Annotated in this window: 24 protein-coding genes and 1 tRNA gene; 11 read left to right on the plus strand and 14 right to left on the minus strand. The window is 66.9% G+C overall.

What is annotated here, in order from left to right:
• Window positions 1-61 precede the first annotated feature (61 nt).
• The 5 genes from ACE3P6_RS10835 to ACE3P6_RS10855 all read left to right on the plus strand — a co-directional run bounded on the left by ACE3P6_RS10835 (window position 62) and on the right by ACE3P6_RS10855 (window position 5,008).
• Window positions 62-1,309, plus strand: a complete 1,248-nt coding sequence (locus ACE3P6_RS10835) for a Na+/H+ antiporter NhaA (RefSeq protein ID WP_374394739.1) — start codon at window positions 62-64, stop codon at window positions 1,307-1,309.
• 118 nt (window positions 1,310-1,427) lie between these two features.
• A complete protein-coding gene (locus ACE3P6_RS10840; RefSeq protein WP_374394742.1) occupies window positions 1,428-2,081 on the plus strand; it encodes an ABC transporter ATP-binding protein in 654 nt (217 codons plus the stop codon).
• Window positions 2,065-3,804, plus strand: a complete 1,740-nt coding sequence (locus ACE3P6_RS10845; RefSeq protein ID WP_374394744.1) for a capsule biosynthesis protein — start codon at window positions 2,065-2,067, stop codon at window positions 3,802-3,804. Before ACE3P6_RS10840 ends, ACE3P6_RS10845 begins: the two co-directional genes overlap by 17 nt.
• 10 nt (window positions 3,805-3,814) lie before the next feature.
• Window positions 3,815-4,645: a 3-deoxy-8-phosphooctulonate synthase gene (gene kdsA, locus ACE3P6_RS10850; protein WP_374394746.1), complete on the plus strand. Its 831-nt coding sequence runs from the start codon at window positions 3,815-3,817 to the stop codon at window positions 4,643-4,645.
• A 39-nt stretch (window positions 4,646-4,684) separates the two neighbouring features.
• Window positions 4,685-5,008, plus strand: coding sequence for a phosphotyrosine protein phosphatase (locus ACE3P6_RS10855; RefSeq protein ID WP_374394749.1), 324 nt, complete (start codon window positions 4,685-4,687; stop codon window positions 5,006-5,008).
• A gap of 70 nt (window positions 5,009-5,078) precedes the next feature.
• Here the strand turns inward: ACE3P6_RS10855 and ACE3P6_RS10860 are convergent, their stop codons facing one another.
• Entirely contained in the window at window positions 5,079-6,245 is a 1,167-nt protein-coding gene (locus tag ACE3P6_RS10860; protein ID WP_374394751.1) for an NAD(P)/FAD-dependent oxidoreductase, read from the minus strand.
• A 112-nt stretch (window positions 6,246-6,357) separates the two neighbouring features.
• On the opposite strand from ACE3P6_RS10860, the gene ACE3P6_RS10865 reads away from it, so the two are divergent.
• Window positions 6,358-6,432, plus strand: a tRNA-Gln gene (locus tag ACE3P6_RS10865).
• A 20-nt stretch (window positions 6,433-6,452) separates the two neighbouring features.
• Here ACE3P6_RS10865 and ACE3P6_RS10870 read toward each other — a convergent pair.
• Window positions 6,453-7,829 carry a sensor histidine kinase gene (locus ACE3P6_RS10870; RefSeq protein ID WP_374394753.1) on the minus strand — a complete coding sequence of 459 codons (1,377 nt, stop codon included), beginning with the start codon at window positions 7,827-7,829 and terminating at the stop codon, window positions 6,453-6,455.
• Window position 7,830: 1 nt separating this feature from the next.
• Entirely contained in the window at window positions 7,831-8,496 is a 666-nt protein-coding gene (locus ACE3P6_RS10875; RefSeq protein ID WP_374375523.1) for a response regulator transcription factor, read from the minus strand.
• Window positions 8,497-8,680: 184 nt separating this feature from the next.
• Between ACE3P6_RS10875 and ACE3P6_RS10880 the strand changes: the two genes are divergently transcribed.
• From ACE3P6_RS10880 to ACE3P6_RS10895, 4 genes are all read left to right on the plus strand, one after another.
• Entirely contained in the window at window positions 8,681-9,727 is a 1,047-nt protein-coding gene (locus tag ACE3P6_RS10880) for an ABC transporter substrate-binding protein (RefSeq protein WP_374394756.1), read from the plus strand.
• A 112-nt stretch (window positions 9,728-9,839) separates the two neighbouring features.
• Window positions 9,840-10,784, plus strand: a complete 945-nt coding sequence (locus ACE3P6_RS10885) for a tripartite tricarboxylate transporter substrate binding protein (RefSeq protein WP_374394758.1) — start codon at window positions 9,840-9,842, stop codon at window positions 10,782-10,784.
• The gene (locus ACE3P6_RS10890; RefSeq protein ID WP_374394761.1) at window positions 10,781-11,269 is read left to right on the plus strand and encodes a tripartite tricarboxylate transporter TctB family protein; all 489 of its coding nucleotides are present in this window, start codon (window positions 10,781-10,783) and stop codon (window positions 11,267-11,269) included. Before ACE3P6_RS10885 ends, ACE3P6_RS10890 begins: the two co-directional genes overlap by 4 nt.
• A gap of 4 nt (window positions 11,270-11,273) precedes the next feature.
• Window positions 11,274-12,788 (plus strand): tripartite tricarboxylate transporter permease, encoded by a 1,515-nt coding sequence (locus tag ACE3P6_RS10895; protein ID WP_374394764.1) that lies wholly within the window; start codon window positions 11,274-11,276, stop codon window positions 12,786-12,788.
• 17 nt (window positions 12,789-12,805) lie between these two features.
• Here the strand turns inward: ACE3P6_RS10895 and ACE3P6_RS10900 are convergent, their stop codons facing one another.
• The 11 genes from ACE3P6_RS10900 to ACE3P6_RS10950 all read right to left on the minus strand — a co-directional run bounded on the left by ACE3P6_RS10900 (window position 12,806) and on the right by ACE3P6_RS10950 (window position 22,628).
• Window positions 12,806-13,528, minus strand: a complete 723-nt coding sequence (locus tag ACE3P6_RS10900) for a peptidase (protein ID WP_374371043.1) — start codon at window positions 13,526-13,528, stop codon at window positions 12,806-12,808.
• Between the two features lie 30 nt (window positions 13,529-13,558).
• Window positions 13,559-14,365, minus strand: a complete 807-nt coding sequence (locus tag ACE3P6_RS10905; protein ID WP_374394766.1) for a transglutaminase domain-containing protein — start codon at window positions 14,363-14,365, stop codon at window positions 13,559-13,561.
• Window positions 14,365-15,315, minus strand: coding sequence for an alpha-E domain-containing protein (locus ACE3P6_RS10910; protein WP_374394769.1), 951 nt, complete (start codon window positions 15,313-15,315; stop codon window positions 14,365-14,367). Before ACE3P6_RS10910 ends, ACE3P6_RS10905 begins: the two co-directional genes overlap by 1 nt.
• Before the next feature lie 4 nt (window positions 15,316-15,319).
• Window positions 15,320-15,688, minus strand: coding sequence for a hypothetical protein (locus tag ACE3P6_RS10915; protein ID WP_374394772.1), 369 nt, complete (start codon window positions 15,686-15,688; stop codon window positions 15,320-15,322).
• Window positions 15,689-15,693: 5 nt separating this feature from the next.
• Window positions 15,694-17,085 (minus strand): circularly permuted type 2 ATP-grasp protein, encoded by a 1,392-nt coding sequence (locus ACE3P6_RS10920; RefSeq protein WP_374394830.1) that lies wholly within the window; start codon window positions 17,083-17,085, stop codon window positions 15,694-15,696.
• Window positions 17,086-17,221: 136 nt separating this feature from the next.
• Window positions 17,222-17,932, minus strand: a complete 711-nt coding sequence (locus ACE3P6_RS10925; RefSeq protein ID WP_374394774.1) for an aspartate/glutamate racemase family protein — start codon at window positions 17,930-17,932, stop codon at window positions 17,222-17,224.
• 2 nt (window positions 17,933-17,934) lie between these two features.
• Window positions 17,935-18,648, minus strand: coding sequence for an ABC transporter ATP-binding protein (locus tag ACE3P6_RS10930; RefSeq protein WP_374394832.1), 714 nt, complete (start codon window positions 18,646-18,648; stop codon window positions 17,935-17,937).
• Window positions 18,649-18,690: 42 nt separating this feature from the next.
• Entirely contained in the window at window positions 18,691-19,473 is a 783-nt protein-coding gene (locus tag ACE3P6_RS10935; RefSeq protein ID WP_374394776.1) for an ABC transporter ATP-binding protein, read from the minus strand.
• Window positions 19,470-20,480 carry a branched-chain amino acid ABC transporter permease gene (locus tag ACE3P6_RS10940; protein WP_374394779.1) on the minus strand — a complete coding sequence of 337 codons (1,011 nt, stop codon included), beginning with the start codon at window positions 20,478-20,480 and terminating at the stop codon, window positions 19,470-19,472. The genes ACE3P6_RS10935 and ACE3P6_RS10940 overlap by 4 nt, the downstream gene beginning before the upstream one ends.
• Window positions 20,481-20,484: 4 nt before the next feature.
• Window positions 20,485-21,354: a branched-chain amino acid ABC transporter permease gene (locus ACE3P6_RS10945; protein WP_374394781.1), complete on the minus strand. Its 870-nt coding sequence runs from the start codon at window positions 21,352-21,354 to the stop codon at window positions 20,485-20,487.
• An 86-nt stretch (window positions 21,355-21,440) separates the two neighbouring features.
• Window positions 21,441-22,628, minus strand: a complete 1,188-nt coding sequence (locus ACE3P6_RS10950) for an ABC transporter substrate-binding protein (RefSeq protein WP_374394783.1) — start codon at window positions 22,626-22,628, stop codon at window positions 21,441-21,443.
• Between the two features lie 175 nt (window positions 22,629-22,803).
• Between ACE3P6_RS10950 and ACE3P6_RS10955 the strand changes: the two genes are divergently transcribed.
• Entirely contained in the window at window positions 22,804-23,514 is a 711-nt protein-coding gene (locus tag ACE3P6_RS10955) for a GntR family transcriptional regulator (RefSeq protein WP_374394785.1), read from the plus strand.
• Window positions 23,515-23,530 lie beyond the last annotated feature (16 nt).

The following is a 23,530-nucleotide window of genomic DNA, read 5'->3' on the forward strand; positions in this document are numbered from 1 at the left end:
CCCGCTCAGGAGACCGCTTGCCCATTGCGGGACCGGCAAATCGCGGTCAAATGGCGGAACCATGCCGCATTCGCCCGGGTTCCCCATGTATCGCGTCTCCAGCTCTCTCCCCCGCTTCGCCAAGGCCCTGCTCGGCGGCGTCGGGCTGGCGACGCTCTGGGTGAACCTTGCCCCCGCAAGCTACTACGACGCCATCGAGCACCGGCTCCTCGACCTCGACCTGCCCCGCTGGCTCGCCCCCCTGCCCGTCAGCCTCACGCCCCTGAACATCACGGCCGACGGGCTGATGGCGTTCTTCCTCTTCTTCATCGGCAAGGAGCTGTGGGAGGCGCTGACCCAGGAGCACGGGCCGCTGAAGGGGCGACAGGCGATGCTGCCCGCAGGGCTCGTGCTGGGCGGTCTCCTCGGCGCGTCGGCGGTCTGGGTGATCGTCAGCCAACTGGTCGAGACAGCCGAGGAAGCGGGCTTTGCGACCGGCTGGCCGGTGCCGCTCGGTTCCGACGTGGTGCTCTGCTTCCTCGTCGGGCGCGCGGCCTTCGGGCCGGGCCATCCGGCGCTGCACCTCCTCCTGCTTCTCACCATCGCCAGCGACAGTCTCGCGCTCCTGATCGCCGGGCTGGCCGCTCCCGATGTCTCGCTGCGGCTGGCCTGGCTTCTGCTTCCGCTTGGCGCGGCCCTTGCCGCCTGGGCGCTTTTCGGACGCAATCCGGCCCCGGACGCAGCCGAGACCCAGCGCCGCGCGGGCCGACGGCTCTGGCCCTATCTCCTCGCGGGCCTGCTGTCCTGGCTCGGGGTTGCCGCCTCAGGCCTGCCGCCCGCGCTCGGCCTTCTGCCGGTGATCCCCGCCATCGCCCATGCCGACCGCAGCTTCGGCCTCTTCGCGGAAGCCGAGGAACTGCTGCACGACCCGCTGAACCGGCTGGCCCATGCGCTTGCCTGGCCCCTGACCGTCGTGCTCTTCCTCTTCGGCCTGACGCGCGGCGGGATCGACCTTCAGGCCTTCGCACCCACCACCGTCACCACGCTGGCGGCGCTCTGGCTGGGGCGGCCGCTCGGGATGCTGGTCATCGGCCTTGGCCTTGCCGCCGCACTTGGCCTGCGCCTGCCGCAGGGCATCACGCTCCGCGACGTGCTGCGCATCGCGGTGATCATGGGCATGGGCTTCACCATCCCCGTCCTCAGCCTGGAAACAGCCCTGCCCGGCGGCGCGATGCAGGAGGCCGCCCGCCTCGGCCTCGCGCTCAGCCTCCTGGCCGGGCCGCTTGCGCTGCTCCTGGCCCGCGCTCCGGCGCCGCGCACAAACGCGTGACCGGTGTCCTTCCCCCGCCCATGCCCGGCAGCAGCCCTTTTAAGGCCACAAACCGGATGTTAACGGTATGGTCGTAGGCAGGACGCAGACGCCCGAGCCCCGGGCGCCGAGGCTTTGGATGATCGAATTCCGAAACGTATCGAAATCGTTCTGGACCGGAACGCAGCGCAAGGTGATTCTCGACCGCGCCTCGTTCCGGGTCGAACCCGGCAACTCGCTGGGCATCCTGGCGGCGAACGGCACCGGCAAGACCACGATCATCAACATGATGGCCGGTCTCGAAAAACCGGACGAGGGCACGATCCGCAAGACCTCGCGGGTGTCCTTTCCGCTGGGCTTCATGGGGGGCGTGAACGGCAAGCATTCCGCCAAGGAAAACTGCCGCTACATCGCCCGGCTCTACGGCCTTGACCCCGACTATGTCGAAAGCTTCTGCCGCTGGGTCTGCGGCCTGGGCGAATATTTCGACATGCCGCTGGCCACCTATTCCTCGGGGATGCGCTCGCGGTTCTCCTTCTCCCTCCTCCTCTCGATCGAGTTCGACATCTACCTGATCGACGAGGGGATGCCCGCCACCGCCGACGTCGAGTTCAACCGCAAGGCTGGAAACATCCTGCAGGAACGTCTGCGCAATTCGACCGTCGTCATCGTCTCGCACTCGCCCAAGACGCTGGAGAAATTCTGCCGCTCCGCCGCCGTGCTGAAGAACGGCAGGCTCTACCAGTTCGAGACCCTCGAAGAAGCGAAAAGCCTCTATGACTACCAATCCTAAGGCCGCGCGCTACCACACCCGCCGGGTTGAACGCCCCGACCTGCGGGAGACCGGGGCGGGCAGCAGCCTGCCCTTCGACAACGAGGAGGACGGCTTCGGCAATCTCGACTTCCGCCGCCCCGAGGATCGGGCACCCTCGCCGGGCGCCGCTGCCTCCGGTGACACGGCCGGGCCGTCGTCGGGCGACCCGGTGACCCGTGCCGAGACGCCGGATGAGATCGCCGCCGCCAACGCCGCCATCGCCGCCGAGGGGCTGACCTCGCGCCAGCTGCGCCGCGCCATGCTGATCGCAGGCCGACACCGGATGAACCCGACCTCGGAACCCGACGCGGTACGGCTTCTGCGCGAGGCGGGCGTCGATCCCTTCTCGCGTGCCTCGATCCTGCGCATCGTCGGCCCGGCGACCGACCCGGCGACCTCCACGCTTCCCGCCGAGGTTGCGGAAACCTCGCCCGTCGCATCGCCCGCAACCACCGGGCGCGAGCTTGCGCGTCTGCCCGGCGATACCGTGCAGCTGCCGAAGAAGATCAAGCCCGCGCAACTCCCCTCCACCGAACAGCGGGCCGAGGTGAACCAGGCGGCCGAGATCCTGCGCATGCAACAGGACATCGCCCGGCGCAGACGCCGGCGGCTGGCCCTGCTGGGTGCGCGGCTTTTCGCCTTCGTGCTGCTGCCGACCTTCCTGGCGGGCTGGTATTTCTACGTCATCGCGACGCCGATGTATGCGGTCCGCTCGGAATTCGTGATCCAGCAGGCCGGGCCCGCCTCGTCGGGCGGCGCGCTTACCGGGCTCTTCTCGGGCACCGCCTTTGCCACCTCGCAGGATTCCATCGCCGTGCAGGGCTACCTGCAATCGCGCGAGGCGATGGTTCGGCTGGACAAGGACCTGGGCTTCCGCGCCCAATTTCAGAGCGACGCGATCGACCCGCTGCAGCGGCTGGCCAAGGACGCGAGCCTGGAAGCCGCCTACAAGGTCTACAGGAAGTTCCTGAAGATCTCCTTCGACACGACCGAAGGCGTGATCCGCATGGATGTGATCGCGGCGGACCCGAAGGTCGCGGCGGACTGGTCGAAGCAGCTGATCACCTATGCCGAGGAACAGGTCGACCACCTGACGCAGCGGCTGCGCGGCGACCAGATGCGCGAGGCGCAGGCAGGCTACGATTCCGCGCAGGATGCATTGAACGCCTCGCAGCGCAAGCTCATAGAATTGCAGGAAAAATTCAAGACGATCTCCACCGAGGCCGAGGTCGGAATGATCGTCGCCCAGATCAGCCAGCTGGAAAGCCAGATCACCCAGGAACGGCTGTCGCTGGCGCAGATGGAGGCCAACCCCGAGCCGAACCAGGCCCGGATGGAGCCGATCAAGCGCCGCATCACCACGCTGGAGGGCCAGGTCGCCGAACTACGCGCCAAGATGACCGAGGACAGCCCCGACGCCACCAGTCTTGCCGAGGTGCAGGGCGAGCTTCTGGTGGCCCAGGCCGACCTGCAGACCCGGCAGATGCTGCTGGCGCAGGCGCTGCAATCGAAGGAAACCGCACGGATCGAGGCCAACCGCCAGGTGCGCTACCTGTCGCTGTCGGTCAGCCCGATCCCGCCGGACGAGCCCACATACCCGCGCGCCTTCGAGAACACGATGGTGACCATGTTGATCATGCTGGGGATTTACCTCATGGTCTCGATGACCGCCTCGATCCTGCGGGAACAGGTCTCGTCATAAGGACATGCGCATGAAGGATGTGACGATCGGCGGGCTGACCGTCGGCAATGACCGGCCGCTTCTGGTCATCGCGGGGCCGTGCCAGCTGGAAAGCCTGGATCATGCGCAGAGGATCGCGGGCGCGATGGCCGAGGCCTGCCGGGCCGCGGGCGCGCAATATGTGTTCAAGGCCAGCTACGACAAGGCCAACCGCACCTCGCTGTCGGGCCGGCGCGGCATGGGAATGGAAGCCGGGCTGAAGGTGCTGGGCGCAGTGCGCGCAATGGGCCTGCCGGTCCTGACCGACGTGCACGATGCAGGCCAGGCACGCGAGGCGGCGACGGTGGTGGACGTGATCCAGATCCCCGCCTTCCTCTGCCGCCAGACCGATCTTCTGCTCGCCGCCGGTGAGACGGGCGCGGTGGTGAACGTGAAGAAGGGCCAGTTCCTTGCGCCCTGGGACATGGCGAACGTGGCCGACACGGGGGCCTCGACCGGAAACGACCGCATCCTTCTGACCGAACGCGGGGTCAGCTTCGGCTACAACACGCTGGTCGCGGACATGCGCAGTCTGCCGATCCTGGCGAAGACCGGCTGGCCGGTGATCATGGATGCGACCCATTCGGTGCAGCAGCCTGGCGGCCAGGGCGGATCCTCCGGCGGCCAGCGCGAATTCGCCCCGGTGATGGCCCGCGCCGCGGTGTCGCTGGGCATCGCGGGCGTCTTCATCGAAACCCACGAGGACCCCGACCGCGCGCCCTCGGACGGGCCGAACATGGTGCCGCTCGGCGCCATGCCCGCGCTGGTCGACAGCCTGATGCAGTTCGACCGGCTGGCCAAGGCCGATCCGCTGCGGGTGTGACCCCTGATCAAGGTCCTCTTCCTCTGTGGCAAGGCACGGATGCGCAGCCCGACTACGGCAGACATCGCCCCGCGCCTTCTGGGCGTCGAGGCGGATTGCGCGGGCCTTGGCGCCGATGCCGATGTGCCGATCGACCCTGACCGGATTGCCTGGGCAGACGTCATCGCGGTGATGGAGCGGTCGCATCTGTCCCGCCTGAAGCGCCGCTTCGGCCCCGGCTTGCGCGGCAAGCGCCTCGTCTGCCTGGATGTGCCGGACCGTTACGGGGTGCACGATCCCGACCTCGTGGCCTTGCTGACCCGGCGCTTCAGCCGCCTTGCACCGGGCGCAGGTAGCCAATCCGAGGCTACGGAAAGAGGATGAACCAGGGGCTAACGCCCACAGGCAAGCTGTTGATCGCGTTCCATTTCCAAGACCCGTCCAGCGTGGACAGCTATACTGCCTGCCCCGCTGCCCAGCCGCTCGACCAGGCCCACTGAAAGTTGTAGCCGCCAAGCCAGCCGGTCACATCCACCACCTCGCCGACGAAGTGGAGACCGGGCACCCCCTTCGCCGCCATCGTCCGCCCGTCCAGCGCCCTTGTATCGATGCCGCCCAGCGTGACTTCCGCCGTCCGGTAGCCCTCGGACCCGACCGGCACCAGCCGCCAGTCCCGCAGCCCCGCCGCGACCCGGTCCAGCACCGCGCCCGGCAGTTCCGCCATCGACCCGGTCACCCCCGCCGCCTCTTCCAGATGACGCGCCAGCCGTTCGGGCAGCCAGCGCCCCAGCACGGTCCGCAGCGCAACTTTCCCCCGCGCCGCCCGCAGGTCGGCGGCCACGTCGCGACCGGGCAGAAGGTCCAGCGAAATCGCACCCCCCTCGCGCCAGTAGGACGACACCTGCAGCACCGCCGGGCCGGAGAGCCCCCGGTGGGTGAAGAGCAGCGCCTCGTCGAAGCCGGTCTTCCCGCAGGACACCCGCCCCGGCAGCGAGACGCCCGCCAGCGGACGCATCCAGGCAAGCTCCTGCTCGGCGAAGGTCAGCGGCACCAGCGCCGGGCGGGTTTCCACCACGGGCAGGCCGAAAGCCTCGGCCAGCCGGTAGCCGTACGCCGTCGCCCCCATCTTCGGGATCGACTTGCCGCCGGTTGCCACAACCACCGCACGGGACTGCTGCACCCCTCGCGAGGTCTCGACCTCGAACCTATCGTCCACCCGCCGCAGCTCGCCCGGCGCACAGCCCAGCCAGAGCGTGACCCCGGCCCGGTCCATGTCGCGGACCAGCATCTCGACGACCTGCATCGCGGAGCCGTCGCAGAAAAGCTGACCCAGCGTCTTCTCGTGCCAGGCGATCCCGGCGGCATCCATCCGGGCGATGAAATCCCATTGGCTGAACCGCTTCAGCGCCGACAGGGCAAAGCGCGGGTTCTGCGACAGGAACCGGTCGGGCGCGATGCCGAGGTTGGTGAAATTGCACCGCCCCCCGCCCGAGATGCGGATCTTTTCGCCAGGGCTTTTCGCATGGTCGATGACCAGCACCCCGCGGCCCCGGCGCCCCGCCTCGATGGCGGCCATCATGCCGGCGGCCCCGGCGCCAAGGATTATCGCGTCCCAGATCATGCCCCGTCCTAGCCGCCCCGCCGCCCTCCGGCAAGCCGCACCGAGGCGACGAAATTTTCGCCCCTTGCCCCTTGCACGCCCCCGGACCCTTCGCTAAACACCCCGGCACGGTTGGGGCGTCGCCAAGTGGTAAGGCAGCGGTTTTTGGTACCGCCATACCTAGGTTCGAATCCTAGCGCCCCAGCCAACCTTCCCCACAGCACAGCTTCAGGCCACCGGCAGCGTCACCGTGACCGCCACACCCTTGCCCTCGGGGCCTCGGTCAATGGCGAGGGCGGCGCCGAGGGCGCGGGCGATCTCGGCCACGATATGCAAGCCGAGCCCCCGCGTGCCGGAGCGCATTTCCGTCGGGCCGGGCGGAGGCAAAATGCGGGCGCGCAAGGCGGAGAGGTCGGCATCGGGCAGGCGCGGGCCGGTGTCGGTGACCGACAGGCGAAGCGCACCCGCTTCCGCGGCGTCCAGGTGCACGGTCACCATCGTCTCGGGCGGGCAATGCGCCAGGGCATTGCCGACCAGGTTGCGCAGAAGCTCGCCCAGGAGCACGTCCTCGGTCCGGGCCAGGGCGCGGTCCGGGCCGTCGTAGCCGAGGTCCTGCCCCAGCCGGACCGCCTGCGGCAAGAGGTCCGCCGTCACCGCGCGCGCCAGGGCGGCGACATCCACGTCTCGCAGCGCGGGCCTTGTGCCCGAGGCCTCGACCCGGGCGAGAAGGAGGACCTGCTCCAGCACGCGTTCGATACGGACGAGGGCGGCATCGGCCTTGTCCAGCGCCGCAGGCCGCGGGCTGTCGGGGCGTGCGGCCACTGCGATCTGCGTGCGTGCCACGGTCAGCGGGGTGCGGATCTGGTGATTGGCATTGCCGGCGAAGTTCTGCAGCGCCGTCATCGCGCGGGACAGGCGCAAGAGGAAGCCGTTCAGCGCATCGACGACCGGGCGCAGTTCGGCGGGGGCGTCGGGCGGCATCGGCGTCAGGTCATGCGGCGCGCGCGAGGCGATGGCGCGCGACAGCCGGTCGAGCGGGCGCAGCGCATAGGTGGCGGCGGTCCAGGCGACCAGCGCGGCCCCGGCGATCAGCCCGGCGATGCGCAGCGCCGAGCGGGTCAGGATCGACTGCGCCAGTGCATCGCGCGCGCGGGTGGTTTCCGCGACGGTGACGGTGAAGGGCAGCGTCCCCTCGCCCGTGGTCAGCTCGCGCATCAATGTGGCGGTACGGATGGGAACGGTGCGGTAGCGGGCATCGGCGAGGCCGGTTTCCTGCCCCGGCAAGACGGCGACAGGGTCAAGGTCCTGATATCCGGTCAGAATGCCCTCAGGCCCGTCGACGCGGTAGAACACCCGGTCCTGCGCGGTCGAGGACAGCATGTCGAGCGCGGAATAGGGAATCGCGATCGACAACCCGCCATCCGCCGCGACATCCACCCCTTCGGCAATCGCCATCGCCGAGCCGACAAGCACGCGGTCCGAGACGTCGCGGGCGGTGCGCAGGGCCTCGGTCCGGGTGTCGAGCAGGGCGAGGACGCCGATGGCGGCGGTCGCAAGGACCAGCCAGAGCAGGATCGAGCGGCGCAGCGAGGCGGGGCGCAGCATGTCAGGGCCGCTCCAGCATGTAGCCAAGGCCGCGCGCGGTGCGCAGCACCAGCCCGTGCGGATGCAGCCGGCGGCGCAGGCGGCTGACATATTGCTCGATGGCATTGTCCGAAAGGCTGTCGTCCAGCGAGGTCAGCGACTGGACGATGGCCTCTTTCCCGACCACCCGACCGGCGCGGAGGAAGAACAGCTCCAGAAGCGCCAGTTCGCGGGCGGGCAGGTCGAGGGGTTCGTCGCCGACATGGAAGCGGCGGCTGGCCATGTCGAAGCGGACCGGACCGATCTGCACGTCCGAGGCGTGCAGGCCCGCCTGCCGCCGCAGGATCGAGCGGACGCGGGCCTCGAATTCGCTGACGTCGAAGGGCTTCACCATGTAGTCGTCGGCCCCGAGATCAAGGCCCGCAACCTTCTCGGACGGCTCGCCCCGGGCGGTGAGGATCAGGATCGGGACCAGGTTCTTCCGGCCGCGCAGCGAGCGCAGGACGGCGAGTCCGTCCTTTTCCGGCAGGTTGAGGTCCAGGATGACAAGGTCGAAACGTTCCGCCCCGATCAGGGTTTCGGCGGAAAGCCCGTCATGGGTGACGTCCAGCGCATAGCCCGCGCCATGAAGGAGCGTGGTCAGCGCCTCGGCCAGGGGCAGGTCGTCTTCGACAAGCAGGATTCGCATGGGGGAAGACTAGGGCATGGCTGGGGGGCTGGGAACGGGGTCCGCTCGTCGGTGACTTCGTCCCGCCTCGCAGGTGCCTCCGGCGGGGATATTTGGGCAAAGATGAATGGGCTTTCCAACGGGAAGACGAAACCGCATGCGGGGCGATTGCCGGGCGGGCGGTGGCCGGGCTAGGATTTTTCCCATGTGGCTTCTGCGCGCGCTTCTTGTCGGTCTTGCCCTGCCTGCGGCGGCGGATGTGGTGGTCTATCCGGCCCCCGACGGGGGGACCCGGGAACTGGTGGTCTATTCCTCGCTGGATTCGCCCCTGGCCCGCCCGTTGATCGAGGCGTTTCAGGCGATCCGTCCCGATGTGGCGGTGCGCTACGAAGACCTTTTGACCGGAGAAATCGCGGACCGGGTGATCGAGGAGACGGATGCGGGCGCAGCCACGGCGGACCTGATCTTTTCCTCGGCGATGGACGTGACGGTGAAGCTCGCCAATGACGGCTATGCGCGCGAGGCCGAGGTGCCGGGGGCGACCGCCTGGCCCGGCTGGGCGGTCTGGCGCAACATGGTCTTCGCACTGACCTTCGAGCCTGCGGTGATCGTCTATCACAAGCCGTCCTTTCCCGACGGCCCGCCCGACACCCGGGCGGCGCTGATCGACTGGCTGGCGACGGCGCCGAAGGGGTCGATCGGCACCTATGACATCGCGCGCTCGGCGGTGGGCTATCTGTTCCTGATGCGCGACCAGGAACATTTCGCCGATCTCTGGACACTGGTCGAGGCGATGGGGCGGGCGGGCGTGCAGGTCTTCCCGACCTCGCAGGACGTGATCGAGCGGGTGAACGCGGGGACGCTGAAGCTGGGCTACAACGTGCTGGGGTCCTATGCGGCGGATCAGGCGAGCCGGCTGCCGGACCTGGGGCTGGTCTTGCCGCGCGATTATGTGGTGGTGGTCAGCCGGGTGGCGCTGGTCCCAAGGGCGGCGGGCGCGCCCGATCTGGGCGAGGCCTTCCTTGAGTTCCTGATGTCGCGCGAGGGGCAGACGGTGCTGGCCGAACGGCTGCGGCTGCCTGCGGTCAGCCTCGAGGTTGCGGGCAAGGATTCGGCGGCGGCGATGCAGGAGGCGCTGGGGGCGAAACTGCGCCCGGTCGCGGTGTCGCCGGGGTTGCTCGCCTATCTGGACGGGGCCAGCCGGGAGCGGGTTCTGGCGCAATGGAAGGCGGCGCTGGAGGGCGGCGAGTAGCCCTTCGCCCGTGTCAGGTTGGTGACAGGTTGCCATGCTTTCCTGATGCCGTTCCGGGGAGAGGAGCCCCGGCGGATTCGGCAACTGCGGTTGCCCCTTGGGAGGAAAACAGATGAAACACACCATTCTTGGCGTGGCCTTCGCGGCTGCGCTGGCGGTTCCCGCTTTCGCGCAGGACTACACGATCATGGCGCCCGCCAACCCCGGCGGCGGCTGGGACGGCACGGCGCGGGCGATGCAGGAAGTGCTGCAGGCCGAAGGCATCGCCCCCTCGGTCGAGGTGATCAACGTCCCCGGCGCGGGCGGTACGGTGGGTCTGGCGCAGTTCGTCGCCGACAGCGCGGGCGACCCGACCAAGCTGATCGTCGGTGGCTATGTGATGGTGGGCGCGATCCTGACCAACGCCTCGCCGGTGACGCTGAAGGACGTGACCCCCATCGCGCGGCTGACCGGCGATACCGAGGCCATCGTGGTCCCGGCGGCGTCCGACATCCAGACGCTTGCCGATCTGGTCGCGAAGCTGAAGGCTGATCCGGGCTCGGTCAGCTGGGCCGGTGGCTCGGCGGGCGGCACGGACCATATCCTTGTGGGCCTTCTGGCCAAGGCGGCCGGGGTTGACCCGACCAAGATCAACTATGTCGCCTTCTCGGGCGGCGGCGAGGCGATGGCGGCAATCCTGGGCAACCAGGTGACGGCGGGCGTCTCCTCGGTCGGCGAATTCCAGGAGCAGGTGAAGGCGGGGACGATGCGGCTTCTGGCGGTGTCCTCGGCGGAACGGCTGCCGGGCATCGACGCGCCGACGATCAAGGAAGCGGGCTTCGACGTGGTGGTCGAGAACTGGCGGATGGTCGCGGCGGCCCCGGGGCTGAGCGACGAGCAGAAGGCCAAGATCGCGGGCGACATCGAGAAGCTGAACGCGAGCGCGGGCTGGACGAAGATGCTGGCCGACAAGGGCTGGACCAACACCTATCTGGCGGGCGACGCCTTCGCCACGCAGCTTGACGCGGATATCGCCGCGACCGACGGCGTGCTGCGCGACATCGGTCTGGTGAAATGAGCGAGGGATTCCCCTCGGAACGCCGCCCCAGGTGGGCGGCGTTCGTCATTGCGGCGGGCCTTGCGGGGCTTGCCGCGATGATCCTGGTCGATGCCGCCGGGTTGAAGCAGGACGGCGGCTATGCCGGCGTCGGTCCGGCGGACGTGCCGCGGATCATCGCCTACTGCCTTCTCGGGCTGGCGGTGATGACGGTGGTCGCCGGGCTGAAGGGCGACCTGCCACACCCGCCGCGTCAGGCCCCTGCGCCGCTTCTTTGGATCATGGGCGGCCTTGTCGGGCAACTGGCGCTTCTGCATGTGGCGGGGTTCATCCTCTCGGGCGCGCTGCTGTTCGGGATGACGGCGCGCGGCTTCGGCCAGCGGCCCTTGTGGAAGGCTGTGGCGGTGGGGCTGCTGCTGTCCTTCGTGATCTATGGCGTCTTCGACCGGATTCTGAAGCTGAACCTGCCGGGCGGACCGCTGGAAATGCTGATCTTCCGGGGATAGGGCAATGGAAAGCTTTTCGCTGCTGATGCAGGGCCTGTCGACCGCGCTCGACCCGATGATCCTGCTCTATGCGCTGATCGGCGTGACCTTGGGCACTGCCGTCGGCGTGTTGCCGGGGATCGGCCCGGCACTGACGGTCGCACTTCTGTTGCCGGTGACCTATGGCCTTGACCCTGCCGGGTCGCTGATCATGTTCGCGGGCATCTACTACGGCGGCATGTACGGTGGGTCGACGACCTCGATCCTCTTGAACACGCCGGGCGAAAGCGCCTCGATCGTCACGGCGATCGAGGGCAACCAGATGGCCCGGCAGGGGCGCGGCGGGCCTGCGCTGGCGACGGCGGCCATCGGCAGTTTCGTGGCCGGGCTGATCGCGACGCTGCTGCTGGCCTTTCTCGCGCCGCAGGTGGTGAAGCTGGCGCTGATGCTGGGCCCGCGCGAATATTTCGCGCTGATGGTGCTGGCCTTCGTCACCGTCTCGGCGACCTTCGGCGATTCTGCGCTGCGCGGGCTGACCTCGCTGTTCATCGGCCTCGCGCTCGCCTGTGTGGGGATCGACGGGCTGACCGGGGCCGCGCGGCTGACCTATGGCGTGCCGCAACTGATGGACGGGATCGAGACGACGACGCTGGCCGTCGCCCTTTTCGCCATCGGCGAGGCGCTGGCGGTGGCGGCGATGCTGAACCCGCCGGACGGGATGCATCGGGTCAAGGGGTCGGTCCGCATGACGGGTGAGGACTGGCGGCGGTCGTGGAAGGCCTGGCTGCGCGGGACCTTCATCGGCTTTCCCATCGGGTCGATGCCTGCGGGGGGCGCGGACGTGGCGTCCTTCCTGTCCTATGCGGCCGAGCGCAAGTTGGCCAAGTATCCCGAGGAATTCGGCCACGGCGCCATCGAAGGCGTCGCCGGGCCGGAAGCCGCGAACAACGCTGCCGCAGCGGGGACGCTGGTGCCCTTGCTGACGCTGGGCCTGCCGACGACGGCGACGGCGGCGATCATGCTGGCCGGGTTCCAGCAATTCGGGCTGCAGCCGGGGCCGCTTCTCTTCGTGATGAATGCCGATCTGGTCTGGGGGCTGATCGCGTCGCTTCTGATCGCCAACGTCATGCTGGTCGTGCTGAACCTGCCGCTGATCGGGCTCTGGATCAAACTCCTGTCGATCCCCCGGCCCTGGCTTTACGGCGGCATCCTGCTGTTTGCCACGCTGGGGACCATAGGGGTCAACCCTTCGCCGGTGGAACTGGGGATGCTGATCCTGTTCGGGGTGATGGGCTACGGGATGCGGCTTTACGGCTATCCGGTCGCGCCGGTCGTGGTCGGGCTGATCCTGGGGCCGATGGCGGAACAGCAGCTGCGCCGCGCGCTGGCGATTGCGCAGGGCGACTGGACGACGCTGGTCTCCACCCCCGTCTCGGCGGTCCTGCTGGGTGTGTCGGCGCTGTTCCTGTTCGTGCCCATCCTGATGCGGCTGCGCGGTCGCGGTGCGGTGCTGAGCCAGGTGGCAGGCGACGCGGACTGAGCGGCGCGGCGGGCGGGTCAGATGGTGATCCGGGCGAACCCGTCGCGCAGGGCCGTCGACCAGGCCTCGGACATGGCGCGGAACGCCGGATCGCCCGCCTCGATCCGGCGTTTCTGCGTCACCTTGCAGGCGTCGCGCTCGATCACCGCAAGGTCGAGCGGCATCCCGACCGACAGGTTGGACCGCAGCGTCGAGTCCATCGACAGAAGCACCGCCTTCTGCCCGTCCGAAAGGCTGGTCGCGGGCTTCACCACCCGGTCGAGGATCGGCTTGCCGTATTTATGCTCGCCGATCTGCAGGAAGGGCGTGTCCTCGGTCGCCTCGATGAAGTTGCCCTCGGGATAGATCAGGAAGAGCCGCATCGCCCCGCCCTTCCTTTGCCCGGCGACGATCATGCTGGCGGAGGCCCCCTGCATGGCAGAGAGCTTCTCGTCCACCTCGGCGCGGACATGGGCCAGCCGGGCGCCGACGATCTCGGCCACCTTCAGCAGCGTGGGCGCCAGCATGATCGAGGTTTCCGGCGTGGCCTCGCGGTCGTCGATGGCCTCGCGCAGCTGGGCGATGGTGGTTTGCGTCACCGACAGGCTTCCGGCGGTCATGATCACGATGACCCGCTCGCCCGGTTCCTCGAAGGTGAACATCTTGCGGTAGGTCGAGATGTTGTCGAGCCCGGCATTGGTGCGGGTGTCCGACAGGAGCACCATCCCCTCGTTGAGAAGCAGGCCCACGCAATAGGTCATTCATCGTCCCCCGGTTTCGCGCGGCGCACCCTATTGGGCGGATTGCTGGACCGCAACCGTCACATCCATCGCCTCGCCCGCCCCGCCCCGCGCGATGCCGCGGATGGGGGCTGCATCCTGCGCATCGAAGCCCGACCCCAGGCGGATGTAGCGGGCGTCGGGGCAGGTGCGGTTCGCGGGATCGAAGCCTACCCAGCCCAGGCCGGGAACATGCAGTTCCGCCCAGGCATGCGCCGCCTCGTGCGGGGTGCCGTCCTCGGTGGCGAAGAGGTAGCCCGAGACATAGCGCGCCGGGATCGCCCTTTGCCGCGCACAGGCGATCAGCGCATTGGCATGGTCCTGGCAGACGCCCTCGCCAAGCGCCAGCGCCTCGGTCGCCGTGGTATGGGCATGGGTGACGCCGGGGCGGTAGGCGATGGCCGCGGCGACGGCGTCGGACAGAGCATGGGCCAGCGCAAGCCGGTCGGGGCCGCTGGCACTGTCGGCAAGCTGGGCGAGCGCGGCGTCGATCCGGGTGGGGGCGGTCTCGCGCAGGTAGCAGTCGGGGGCGACGGTCTCGCGGTGGCCGCGCAGGACGCCGGCCAGATCTTCGGTCTCGACCGTGCCCTGCACGCGGACGGCGATCTCGGTCACCGGCCCCGCGATGGTCCAGCCCTGGACCGCATCCCCTGCCCCGTCGCGGTGCCTTGCGCCCCTGGTGCCACCCGTCACCGTGACCTCCCAGTCCAGCACCCTTTGCCCGGCGAAGGCCGAAGGGGTCAGCCGGTGGCTTTGCACGACCGACCGGACGGGGGCGTCATAGCGATAGCGGGTCACATGATCGACGGTCAGGCGCATCAGCGCATCTCTCCGCTGAGGTAGGTGTCGTGGATCGCGTTGGCCAGCACCGCCGCCTCGGCGATGTAGCGGGTCAGGAATTCGTGCAGGCCCTCGTCAAAGATCGCGTCGACGGTGGCGGCTTCGATCCCGGCGGCAAGGCCCTGGGCTTTCTCCTGCGCCTCGGTCACGCGGCCATAGGCTTTCGCCAACCGGCCCAGGTGGTTGGTCAACCCGGCGGTGCAGGTGGCGAGCGACCGGGGCGACTGCGGGTTGCGGATCAGGAAATCGGCGATCTTGGCCGCCGTCACGTCGCCGCCGTAAGCCCAGTGAAAGGCCCGCTGCGCCCCCATCGCGCGCAGGAGGGTGGTCCACTGGTAGTTGTCGAGGCCGGAGCCGACATAGTCCACCCGCGGAAGAAGGACGTAGTACTTCACGTCCATCAGCCGTGCGGTGTTGTCGCCGCGTTCCAGATAATAGCCGATGTTCAGGAAGTTGAACCCCGGCCCGCGCAGCAGCGTCGCGTCGATGGCGCCCCGCAGCATCGCGGCGTGGCGCATGGTCCAGTCGGTGAGGCGCGAGAGTTCGAGCGTCGAGCGTTCGGCGCGTTCCAGTTGCTTCAGCTCCTGAAACGCGGTGTTGAGCGCATCCCAGACCTGGGTTGTCAGCGCGGTGCGGACGATGCGGCCGTTCTCCCGCGCGGCGGTGATGCAGCTGGCGATGGAGGAGGGGTTGTCGCGGTCGAAGAACAGGAAGCTCTCGATGTTGCGCTGCACCGGGTCGCCATACTTCCGCGCGAAGGCATGGGCCATGCCGGTGGCCTGCAACAGACTGTCCCATTCGCTGCGGTAGCCCTGTGCGGAGGGCAGCAGGCTGATCCGGCTGCCGACTTCGAGGAGGCGCGCGACGGTATCGGCGCGCTCCATGTAGCGGGCGATCCAGTAGAGGTTGTCGGCGGTGCGGCTTAGCATTCAACTATCGCCAAATGACAGAGATAAAGAAAAGAACAGTCAGAAAAAATAAGAGTGCAATTAGGATTCTAACTAGCGACCTGATCTCATACAATTGCTCATTTGCACGGACGGCAAGCGAATAGACCATCACAATGTCTTCTCTAGTGTGGACGGCAAAATTATCCCTTTGGTTACTATCGATTTCATAGGGTTGTAAAGCCCTGTAAGGCTCCTCGATAGCACCAAGTTCCTCAAGGAGAACGTTTCGACCTAATTGACGCGCCAACATTACGTCGGAAGCTTTGTTGTTCTTTCCTAGCAACGCAACCGTTAATTTAATGCGGTCTGCGTAGTCGGATTCAGCGTCCCTCGGATTGTTTTGATCATTCATAGCATTCACTCCGCCAGCACCCAGGTATCCTTGACCCCGCCGCCCTGCGAGGAGTTCACCACCAGCGAGCCTTCGGTCAGCGCAACCCGGGTCAGCCCGCCGGGGACCAGTTCGATCCGCTCGCCGACCAGGCAATAGGGGCGCAGGTCGACATGGCGCGGCGCGACGCCCTCCTCGACGAAGGTCGGCACGGTCGACAGCGCGAGCGTCGGCTGGGCGATGTAGTTGCCCGGATCCTCGGAAAGCTTCGCCCGGAACCGCTCGATCTCGTCCCGGCTGGCCTTGGGGCCGACCAGCATCCCGTAGCCGCCCGAGCCGTGGACTTCCTTCACCACCAGATCGGGCAGGTTCGCCAGCACATGCTTCAGGTCGTCGGCGCGTCCGCATTGCCAGGTGGGCACGTTCTGCAGGATCGGTTCTTCGCCCAGATAGAAGCGGACCATGTCCGGGACATAGGTGTAGACCGCCTTGTCGTCGGCCACCCCTGCCCCCGGCGCGGAACAGATGCTGACCCCGCCGGAGCGATAGACATCCATCAGGCCGGGGATGCCCAGCATGGAATCGGGGCGGAAGCACAGCGGATCAAGGAAGGCGTCGTCGATCCGGCGGTAGATCACATCCACCCGCTGCGGGCCTTCGGTGGTGCGCATCCAGACATATTCGCCGTCGACGAACAGGTCCTGGCCTTCCACGAGTTCCACCCCCATCAGATCGGCCAGCAGCGAATGTTCGTAATAGGCCGAGTTGAAATGGCCCGGCGTCAGGATCACCACCGTCGGCTCGCCCTTGCATTTCGCGGGCGCCACGCTGGCCAGCGTCCGGCGCAGTTTTTCCGAGTAGTTGTCGACAGGTTCGATCCGGTTCTCGCGGAAAAGATCGGGAAACATCCGCATCATGATCTCGCGGCTTTCCAGCATGTAACTGACGCCAGAGGGGGTGCGGCAGTTGTCCTCCAGCACGAAGAAGTCCTCCGGCCCGGTGCGGACGATATCGACCCCGACGATATGGGAATAAACCCCCTTCGGCGGCACGAAGCCCGAGACGGCCTTTTCATAGGCCTCGTTCTGGTAGACCAGCCGGGCGGGGATGCGGCCGGCCCGGATGATCTCGCCCCGGCCATAGACATCGACAAGGAAGGCGTTCAGGGCACGGGCGCGTTGCTTGATGCCGCGTTCCAGCTTTGACCATTCCGAACCCGAGAAAACCCGGGGGAACATGTCGAAGGGGATCAGCCGGTCGGGATCGCCCCCTTCGCCGTAGACCGCGAAGGTGATGCCGATCCGGCGGAACAAAGCCTCCGCCTCGGCCTGCTTCAGACTGCGCAGCTCCTGCGGCATGGTCGCGACCCAGTCTTTCAGCCGGGAATAGGGGATGCGGACTTCGGCCCCCTGGAACATCTCGTTGAACTGCGCCACCGCTTCCCCCGCCCTGCCCTGAGGCCGACTAGACCAGAGCGCGCGCGCAGCGGGAAGAAAAAACGGCAGGTGCGTGCTACGCAGCGACCGGATGCACAGGAATCGGGCAGTCCGTGGCTCAGCCCGCCGCGCGCAGCTTCTGGACCGGCGGCGGAGCATAGCCACCAAGGCGCGAGGTCCTGAGGCCAAGCCCGACCATCGCCTCGGCCAGCTTGACCGCGCAGGTGACGCCGTCCAGCACCGGCAGCCCGTGTTCCGCCGCCAGCCGCCCGGCAAGATCGGCCATCCCGGCACAGCCAAGGACGATGGCCTCGGCCCGGTCCTCTTCCGCCGCCCGGCCGATTTCCGCGCTGATCCGGTTGCAGGCGTCCGAGCCGGGATGCTCCAGCTCCAGCACCGCCACCTCCGACGACCGCACCCGCGCGCAGCGGGCCGACAGGCCGTATTTGTGCAGGTTGTGTTCCAATGCGGGGACCGACCGCGCCAGCGTGGTGACGACCGAGAACTTGTTCGCGATCATCGAGGCGAAGTGATAGGCAGCCTCGCCGATGCCGATCACCGGCTTGTCGGTCAGGCAGCGCGCGGCGTCGAGGCCGGTATCGTCGAAGCAGGCGATGATCACCGCGTCATAGCCGGGGGTAGTCTGGATCAGGTGGAGGAGGCCGGGGACGGAAAGCGCCTCGTCGTAGTATCCCTCGATCGACACCGGGCCGCTGGCCGGGTTCATCGCGATGACCTCGGTTCCCGGGCTGGCCGCGCTGCGGGCGGCAAGGCCGATCTTCTCGGTCATCGAGGCGGTGGTGTTCGGGTTGATCACCAGAAGGCGCATTTCTAAAGCTCCCCGCCCAGGTAGGCGGCCTTGATCCGGTCGTCGTGCATAAGATCCCTGGAATTGCCGGACAGGACGACCTGCCCGGTGGACATGGCATAGGCGCGGTTGGAAATGGACAGCGCCATCCGGCTGTTCTGTTCGACCAGCAGCACCGAAACGCCTTCGTCCCGGCTGATCGCCACGATGGCGCGGGCAATGTCCTGCACCAGCTTCGGCGCGATGCCCAAGGACGGCTCGTCCAATAGCAGAAGCTTCGGCTTGGCCATCAGCGCGCGGCCGATCACCATCATCTGCTGCTCGCCGCCCGAAAGCGTGCTGGCCTGCTGGCTGAAGCGTTCCTTGAGGCGGGGGAAGCGGGTCAGCACGCTGTCCAGCGTCTGCTCGATCCCCTGCTTGTCGGTCCGGGTAAAGGCCCCCATCAGAAGGTTGTCCTTCACGCTCATCAGCGGAAAGACGCGGCGGCCTTCCGGCACCATCGCGATGCCGCGTTTCACGATTTCCGCCGCCGGGCGCCCGTCGATGCGGTCACCGAGATAGCTGATCGAGCCGGACCTGATCTTCCGCAGCCCGGTGATCGCCCGCAGGATCGAGGATTTCCCCGCCCCGTTCGCGCCGATCAGGGCGACCGTCTCACCCTCCATCAGCTCGATGGAAACGCCTTTCAGCGCGTAGACATGGTCATAGTACAGCTCGACATTGTCGAAGCTGAGCATCTTGCGGGCCGGTTCCAGTCTGGTTGCTGTCTGGGTCATCACTCACATCCCGATGGCGGCGTCTTCGCTGCCCAGATAGGCCTCGATCACGCGCGGGTTGGCCTGGATTTCGGCAGGCGTGCCCTCGGCGATCTTCTCGCCGAAGTTGATGCAGACGATCCGGTCGGAGATTTTCATCACCGCGGGCATGTCGTGTTCCACCAGCAGCACCGTCAGCCCGCGTTCGTCGCGCAAGCGGCGCACCAAAGCGACCATGCGCATGGTTTCGTCGTGGTTCATGCCCGCGAAAGGTTCGTCCAGCAGGATCACCTCGGGCTGGGTCGCAAGGCCGATGGCCATCCCCAGGGCGCGCAAATGGCCTTGCGGCAGGTTCGAGGCCGTTTCGTTCCTGATCGCCTGCAACCCCAGGAAGTCGATGATGTCATCCGCCGATTTCCCGAACTCCGCCTCATCCGCGCGGGCCTGACCCGAGCCGAAGAAGAAGCCCAGGAGCGATGCCTTCGACCGCAGGTGATGCGAGACGATGACGTTTTCCCGCACGGTCATCGACTTGAAGATCGTCGTCTCCTGGAAGGTCCTGACCACCCCCATCCGCGCCACCTTGTGCGGCGGCAGGCCGGAAATCTTGGTGCCCTTGTAGATCACCTCGCCCGTTGTCGGCGTGACGAACCCGGCGATCTGCTTGAAAAGGGTGGATTTCCCCGCCCCGTTCGGCCCGATCACCGACAGGATTTCCTGCGGGGCGACGTCGAAGGTGATGTCGTTGTTCGCCGTCAGCCCGCCATAGCGCTTGGTGACGCCCTTCACTTGCAGGATCGCGTTCATTTGCGACCGCCTTTCTTGTCGAGAAGGCTGAGGACCCCGTTCGGCAGCACCAGCATCAAGGCGATCAACGCGCCAGAGTAGATGAGAAGCTGGTATTCCTTGGCGACGGACAGCAGGTCCCAGCCGAAGTACAGGAGCAGCGTCCCGAGCATCGGCCCGAAGACATAGCCGAGGCCGCCAAGGAAGCAGTAGAGCATGAAGTTCACGCTGTCCTGCACCACGAAGGAGGACGGGTAGATCGACTGCGAGATGGCGACGAAGATCGCCCCGGCCAGCCCGCCGAAGAAGGAGGAGATGGCATAGGCCAGCACCCGCAGCATCGCCGTGTTGACGCCGATGGAGGCCGACAGTTCCTCGTTCTGCTGCAGCGACCGGCAGAGGTGGCCGAGGCGGGAGTTCACGATCCGCCACAGGACCAGGTAGGTGACGACCATCAGCACGGCGGCCATCAGGTAGAAGGCGAGCTTGGGGTTCTGAAGCGTCGCGAAGTCCGGGATGATCGTCAGCCCCAGGATCGACAACTCGCCCGGCAGCGGGATCGAGGTGATGCCCTTTGCCCCGTTCGTCACCGGCAGGGCCAGCGCGGTCAGCCGGGCGACCTCGGTCAGGACCAGGGTGACCATCGCGAAGTAGACGCCCCGCAGGCGCAGGATCGGCAGGCCGATCACCACCGACACCAGCGCGCAGGCGATCCCGGCCAGCGGCAGCGTGATCCAGAAGCTGACCCCGTACTGCGTCATCAGCACGGCCGAGACATAGCCCCCGGTCAGGGCATAGGCGCCCTGGCCGATGTTGATCCGGCCGATGTAGAAGGTCAGCCAGACCCCGGCGGCGGCCACCGACAGCAGTGCCACCGAGGTGAGCGTGTAGTAGAAGTCCCAGCGTCCGGTCAGCGCGATGAAGGCGGGGACCAGGACGAAGACGCCCAGAAGGAAGGCCAGCACTCCGGCAAGACGGGTGGCGGACAGCGGGCGGGTTTGCGGCACGGATTGCGTTTGGTCGGTCATGGTCTCAACCCCAGGGCTTGCCCATCAGGCCCTGCGGCCGGATGGCGAGGAAGATCATCAGGGTGACGAAGATCACCAGGTAAGTGACATCGCCATAGGCGGCGAGGAGGGTGAGGCCGATGCTCTCCATCATCCCCAGGATGAAGCCCCCGGCGATGGCGCCGGAAATCACCCCGGCCCCGCCGATCATGATCATCAGGAAGGCCTTGACCGAAGTCGGCCCGCCCATGCCAAGGTTGATGCCGGTGATGGTGACCAGCAGCCCGCCGACGAGGCCGGCCAGCATGGCTCCCAGGGCGAAGCCGATCATCGAATAGCGGTCGACGTCGACGCCCATCAGCTGCGCGGCCATCCGGTCCTGCGCCAGCGCGCGCATGGCCCGGCCGGTGCGGGAATACTGCATGAAAAGGATGAAGCCCACGATCAGCGCCACGGCCAGCACGGCGATCAGGATGCGGTCATAGGGCATGATCAGCCGCATGTCCCAGTTGAAGACTCCATTCACCACCTTCGGCACGCCCCTCTGCTTTTCCCCGAAGAGAAGCAGGATCACCGCGTCCAGGAAGAAGGCGATCCCGGCGGCCAGAAGCATGGTCGATTCATCCCGCTTGGATTTTCGGATCACCGGGCGGAACAGGAATTTCTCGATCAGCGCCCCCATCACCGCCAGCACGATGGCCGAGGCCAGAAGCCCGACGATGAAGGGCAGTCCCAACTGGGCGACCACGGTATAGGTCACGAAGCCGCCGAAGACGTACATCTGCCCGTGGGCAAAGTTCAGCACGTTCATCAGCGAGAAGATCAGGGTCAGGCCAAGCGCGACCAGGGCGTATTGCGCGCCGAGATAGAGGCCATTGGCAAGGATCTGTTCCATGCGGGGGTCCTTTGCGACGAAGACAGCAGGACCCGGTCCGGGAGCGATCCCGGGTCCTGCATGCGACCTTGAAGCGTTGTCGGGTCTTAGTCGACCTGGGCGACGAACAGGGTCTCGAACTTCCCGTCCTTGAACTCGTTCACCACCAGCGGCACCGAAACCTGGCGCTTCTGGCCGAACGAGGTGGTGCCGACGTAGCTCAGCTTGGCATCCCCCACCATGAACGGGTTCGGCGCGCTGAACGTGTCCATCGTCTTCTTGAACTCATCCACGTTGTCGATCGCCGCCGGGTTCGCCTTCAGCGTCTCGATGATGTATTCCAGCGCGTAGACCTTGGTGTTCGACTCGTCGTTGTATTCGCCGAACATGTCCGTGTAGCGCTTGACGAATTCCTTCATCGTGTCGCTTGCCAGCTCGGGCGTCGAAGCCCCGCCAACCGAGATGAAGCCGTTCGCCAGCTCGCCCGCGCCTTCGGCCAGCACGGCGGCATCCTGCGCGGTTTCGGTCGAGATGAGGCCGGTGTAGCCCAGTTCGCGGGCCGAGCGGATCAGCTGCGGCGCGTTGGCGGGCGAGACGCCCGACAGGACCAGCAGATCCGGCGCGGTCTGGATCACCGGCAGCAGGACCGGGGTGAAGTCGGTGGTGTCCATCTGGTAGGTCACGGTATCCGACACCACCTCAAGCCCCAGCGCCTTGGCGGCGGCGGAACCGGAATCGCGCTGGCTGAGGGGGTCGGATTCGTTGCCGGCGATGAAGGCAACCTTCTTCACGCCCTTGTTTTCCATCAGGTATTTATAGATCGCCGGGCCCGACTGGTAGTTCGCCACCATGCCCAGGATCGCGTTCGAGGCGGGCGGCTCGTACAGGCTTTTCGGGAAGGCATAGGGGAAATACATGATCCCGTTCTGCTCGGCCACCGGGCGGACGGCGGCGGCACCGTCATCGACGTTGGGGCCGACGACATAGTGGATGCCGTCCTGCGCCATCTTCTCCATGCCCGCGATGGCGCGCTTGGGGTCCTTCTGGTCGTCGAAGGGGACGATCTCGATGTCATAGGTAACATCACCGATCTTGACCCCGCCCAACTCGTTCAGCCAGGCCGCACGGGTTTCCATCGAGCGCTGGTTGGAAATCCCCCAGGCCGCAGCCGGACCGGACGTCACGCCGACGAAACCGATCTTCAGCTTGGCATTGTCGGCCCAGGCCGCCGTGCCTGCCGTAAGGGCAAGCGCAAGGGAAACCCCGGTGGTCGCAAGGAAATGGCGTCGCTTCATTGTTGTCCTCCCTGTTATCGGTCTGCGGAACCTTGGTCCGCGACACCCTGATTGACGAGCTTGATGACACGATTGTCAACAAAAAATTACAGCTTTGTCGACGCTACCCCTCTTGATGGTTGAAGTTGTTCGCATGTATCTTGAATTTCGGGTGATCAGTTTACAGGCAGCAGTCATGAGCAGCGCCGGAAACGCCGCCGAACAAGCGGTGCGGGACGAGGAACTGGGCGAGGAAGAGATCGTCGAGCGAATCTTCGAGGCAATCATCGACCAGCGCCTGTCGCCCGGAACCAAGTTGTCGGAAGCGGCCCTGTGCGAGGCTTTCGGCGTCGGGCGGATGCGCATCCGGCAAAGCCTGCTGCTGCTGTCGAGCCGCGAGGTGGTGGAGCTTCTGCCCAATCGCGGGGCCTTCGTCGCCTCGCCCTCCGCCGAACAGGCGCGCGAGGTGTTCGAGACCCGGCTGATGATCGAGCCGAACGTGGCGCGGCTGGCCGTCGAGCGCGCCACCGAGGCCGACCTGACCATGCTGGTCCAGCACCTTCAGCTGGAACACCAGGCGCATCACAGTAGCAAGCGCCGCGATGCGATCCGGCTGTCGGGTCAGTTCCATGTCCTGCTGGCCGAAGTCGCGGGCAATGCTGTCGCCCTGCGCATGGTCAAGGAACTGGTGACCCGCACCTCGCTGATCATCGGCATCTTCGGCAGCCCGGGCGTGTCGAACTGCCGGGACGAGGATCACGACGACATCTTCTCGGCCTTCAGGACCCGCGACAGCGACCTGGCCGCCCGGCTGATGGCCGATCACCTGCGCCATATCCAGGAGCATCTGGAACTTGGCGGCCGCAGCGAAGCCACCAGCGACCTGGTAGCGATCTTCCGCAAGTAGGGCGGCCCGGCAACGG

The sequence above is a fragment of the Tabrizicola sp. genome (assembly GCF_041911175.1).
In the GTDB taxonomy this organism is placed as follows: domain Bacteria; phylum Pseudomonadota; class Alphaproteobacteria; order Rhodobacterales; family Rhodobacteraceae; genus Tabrizicola.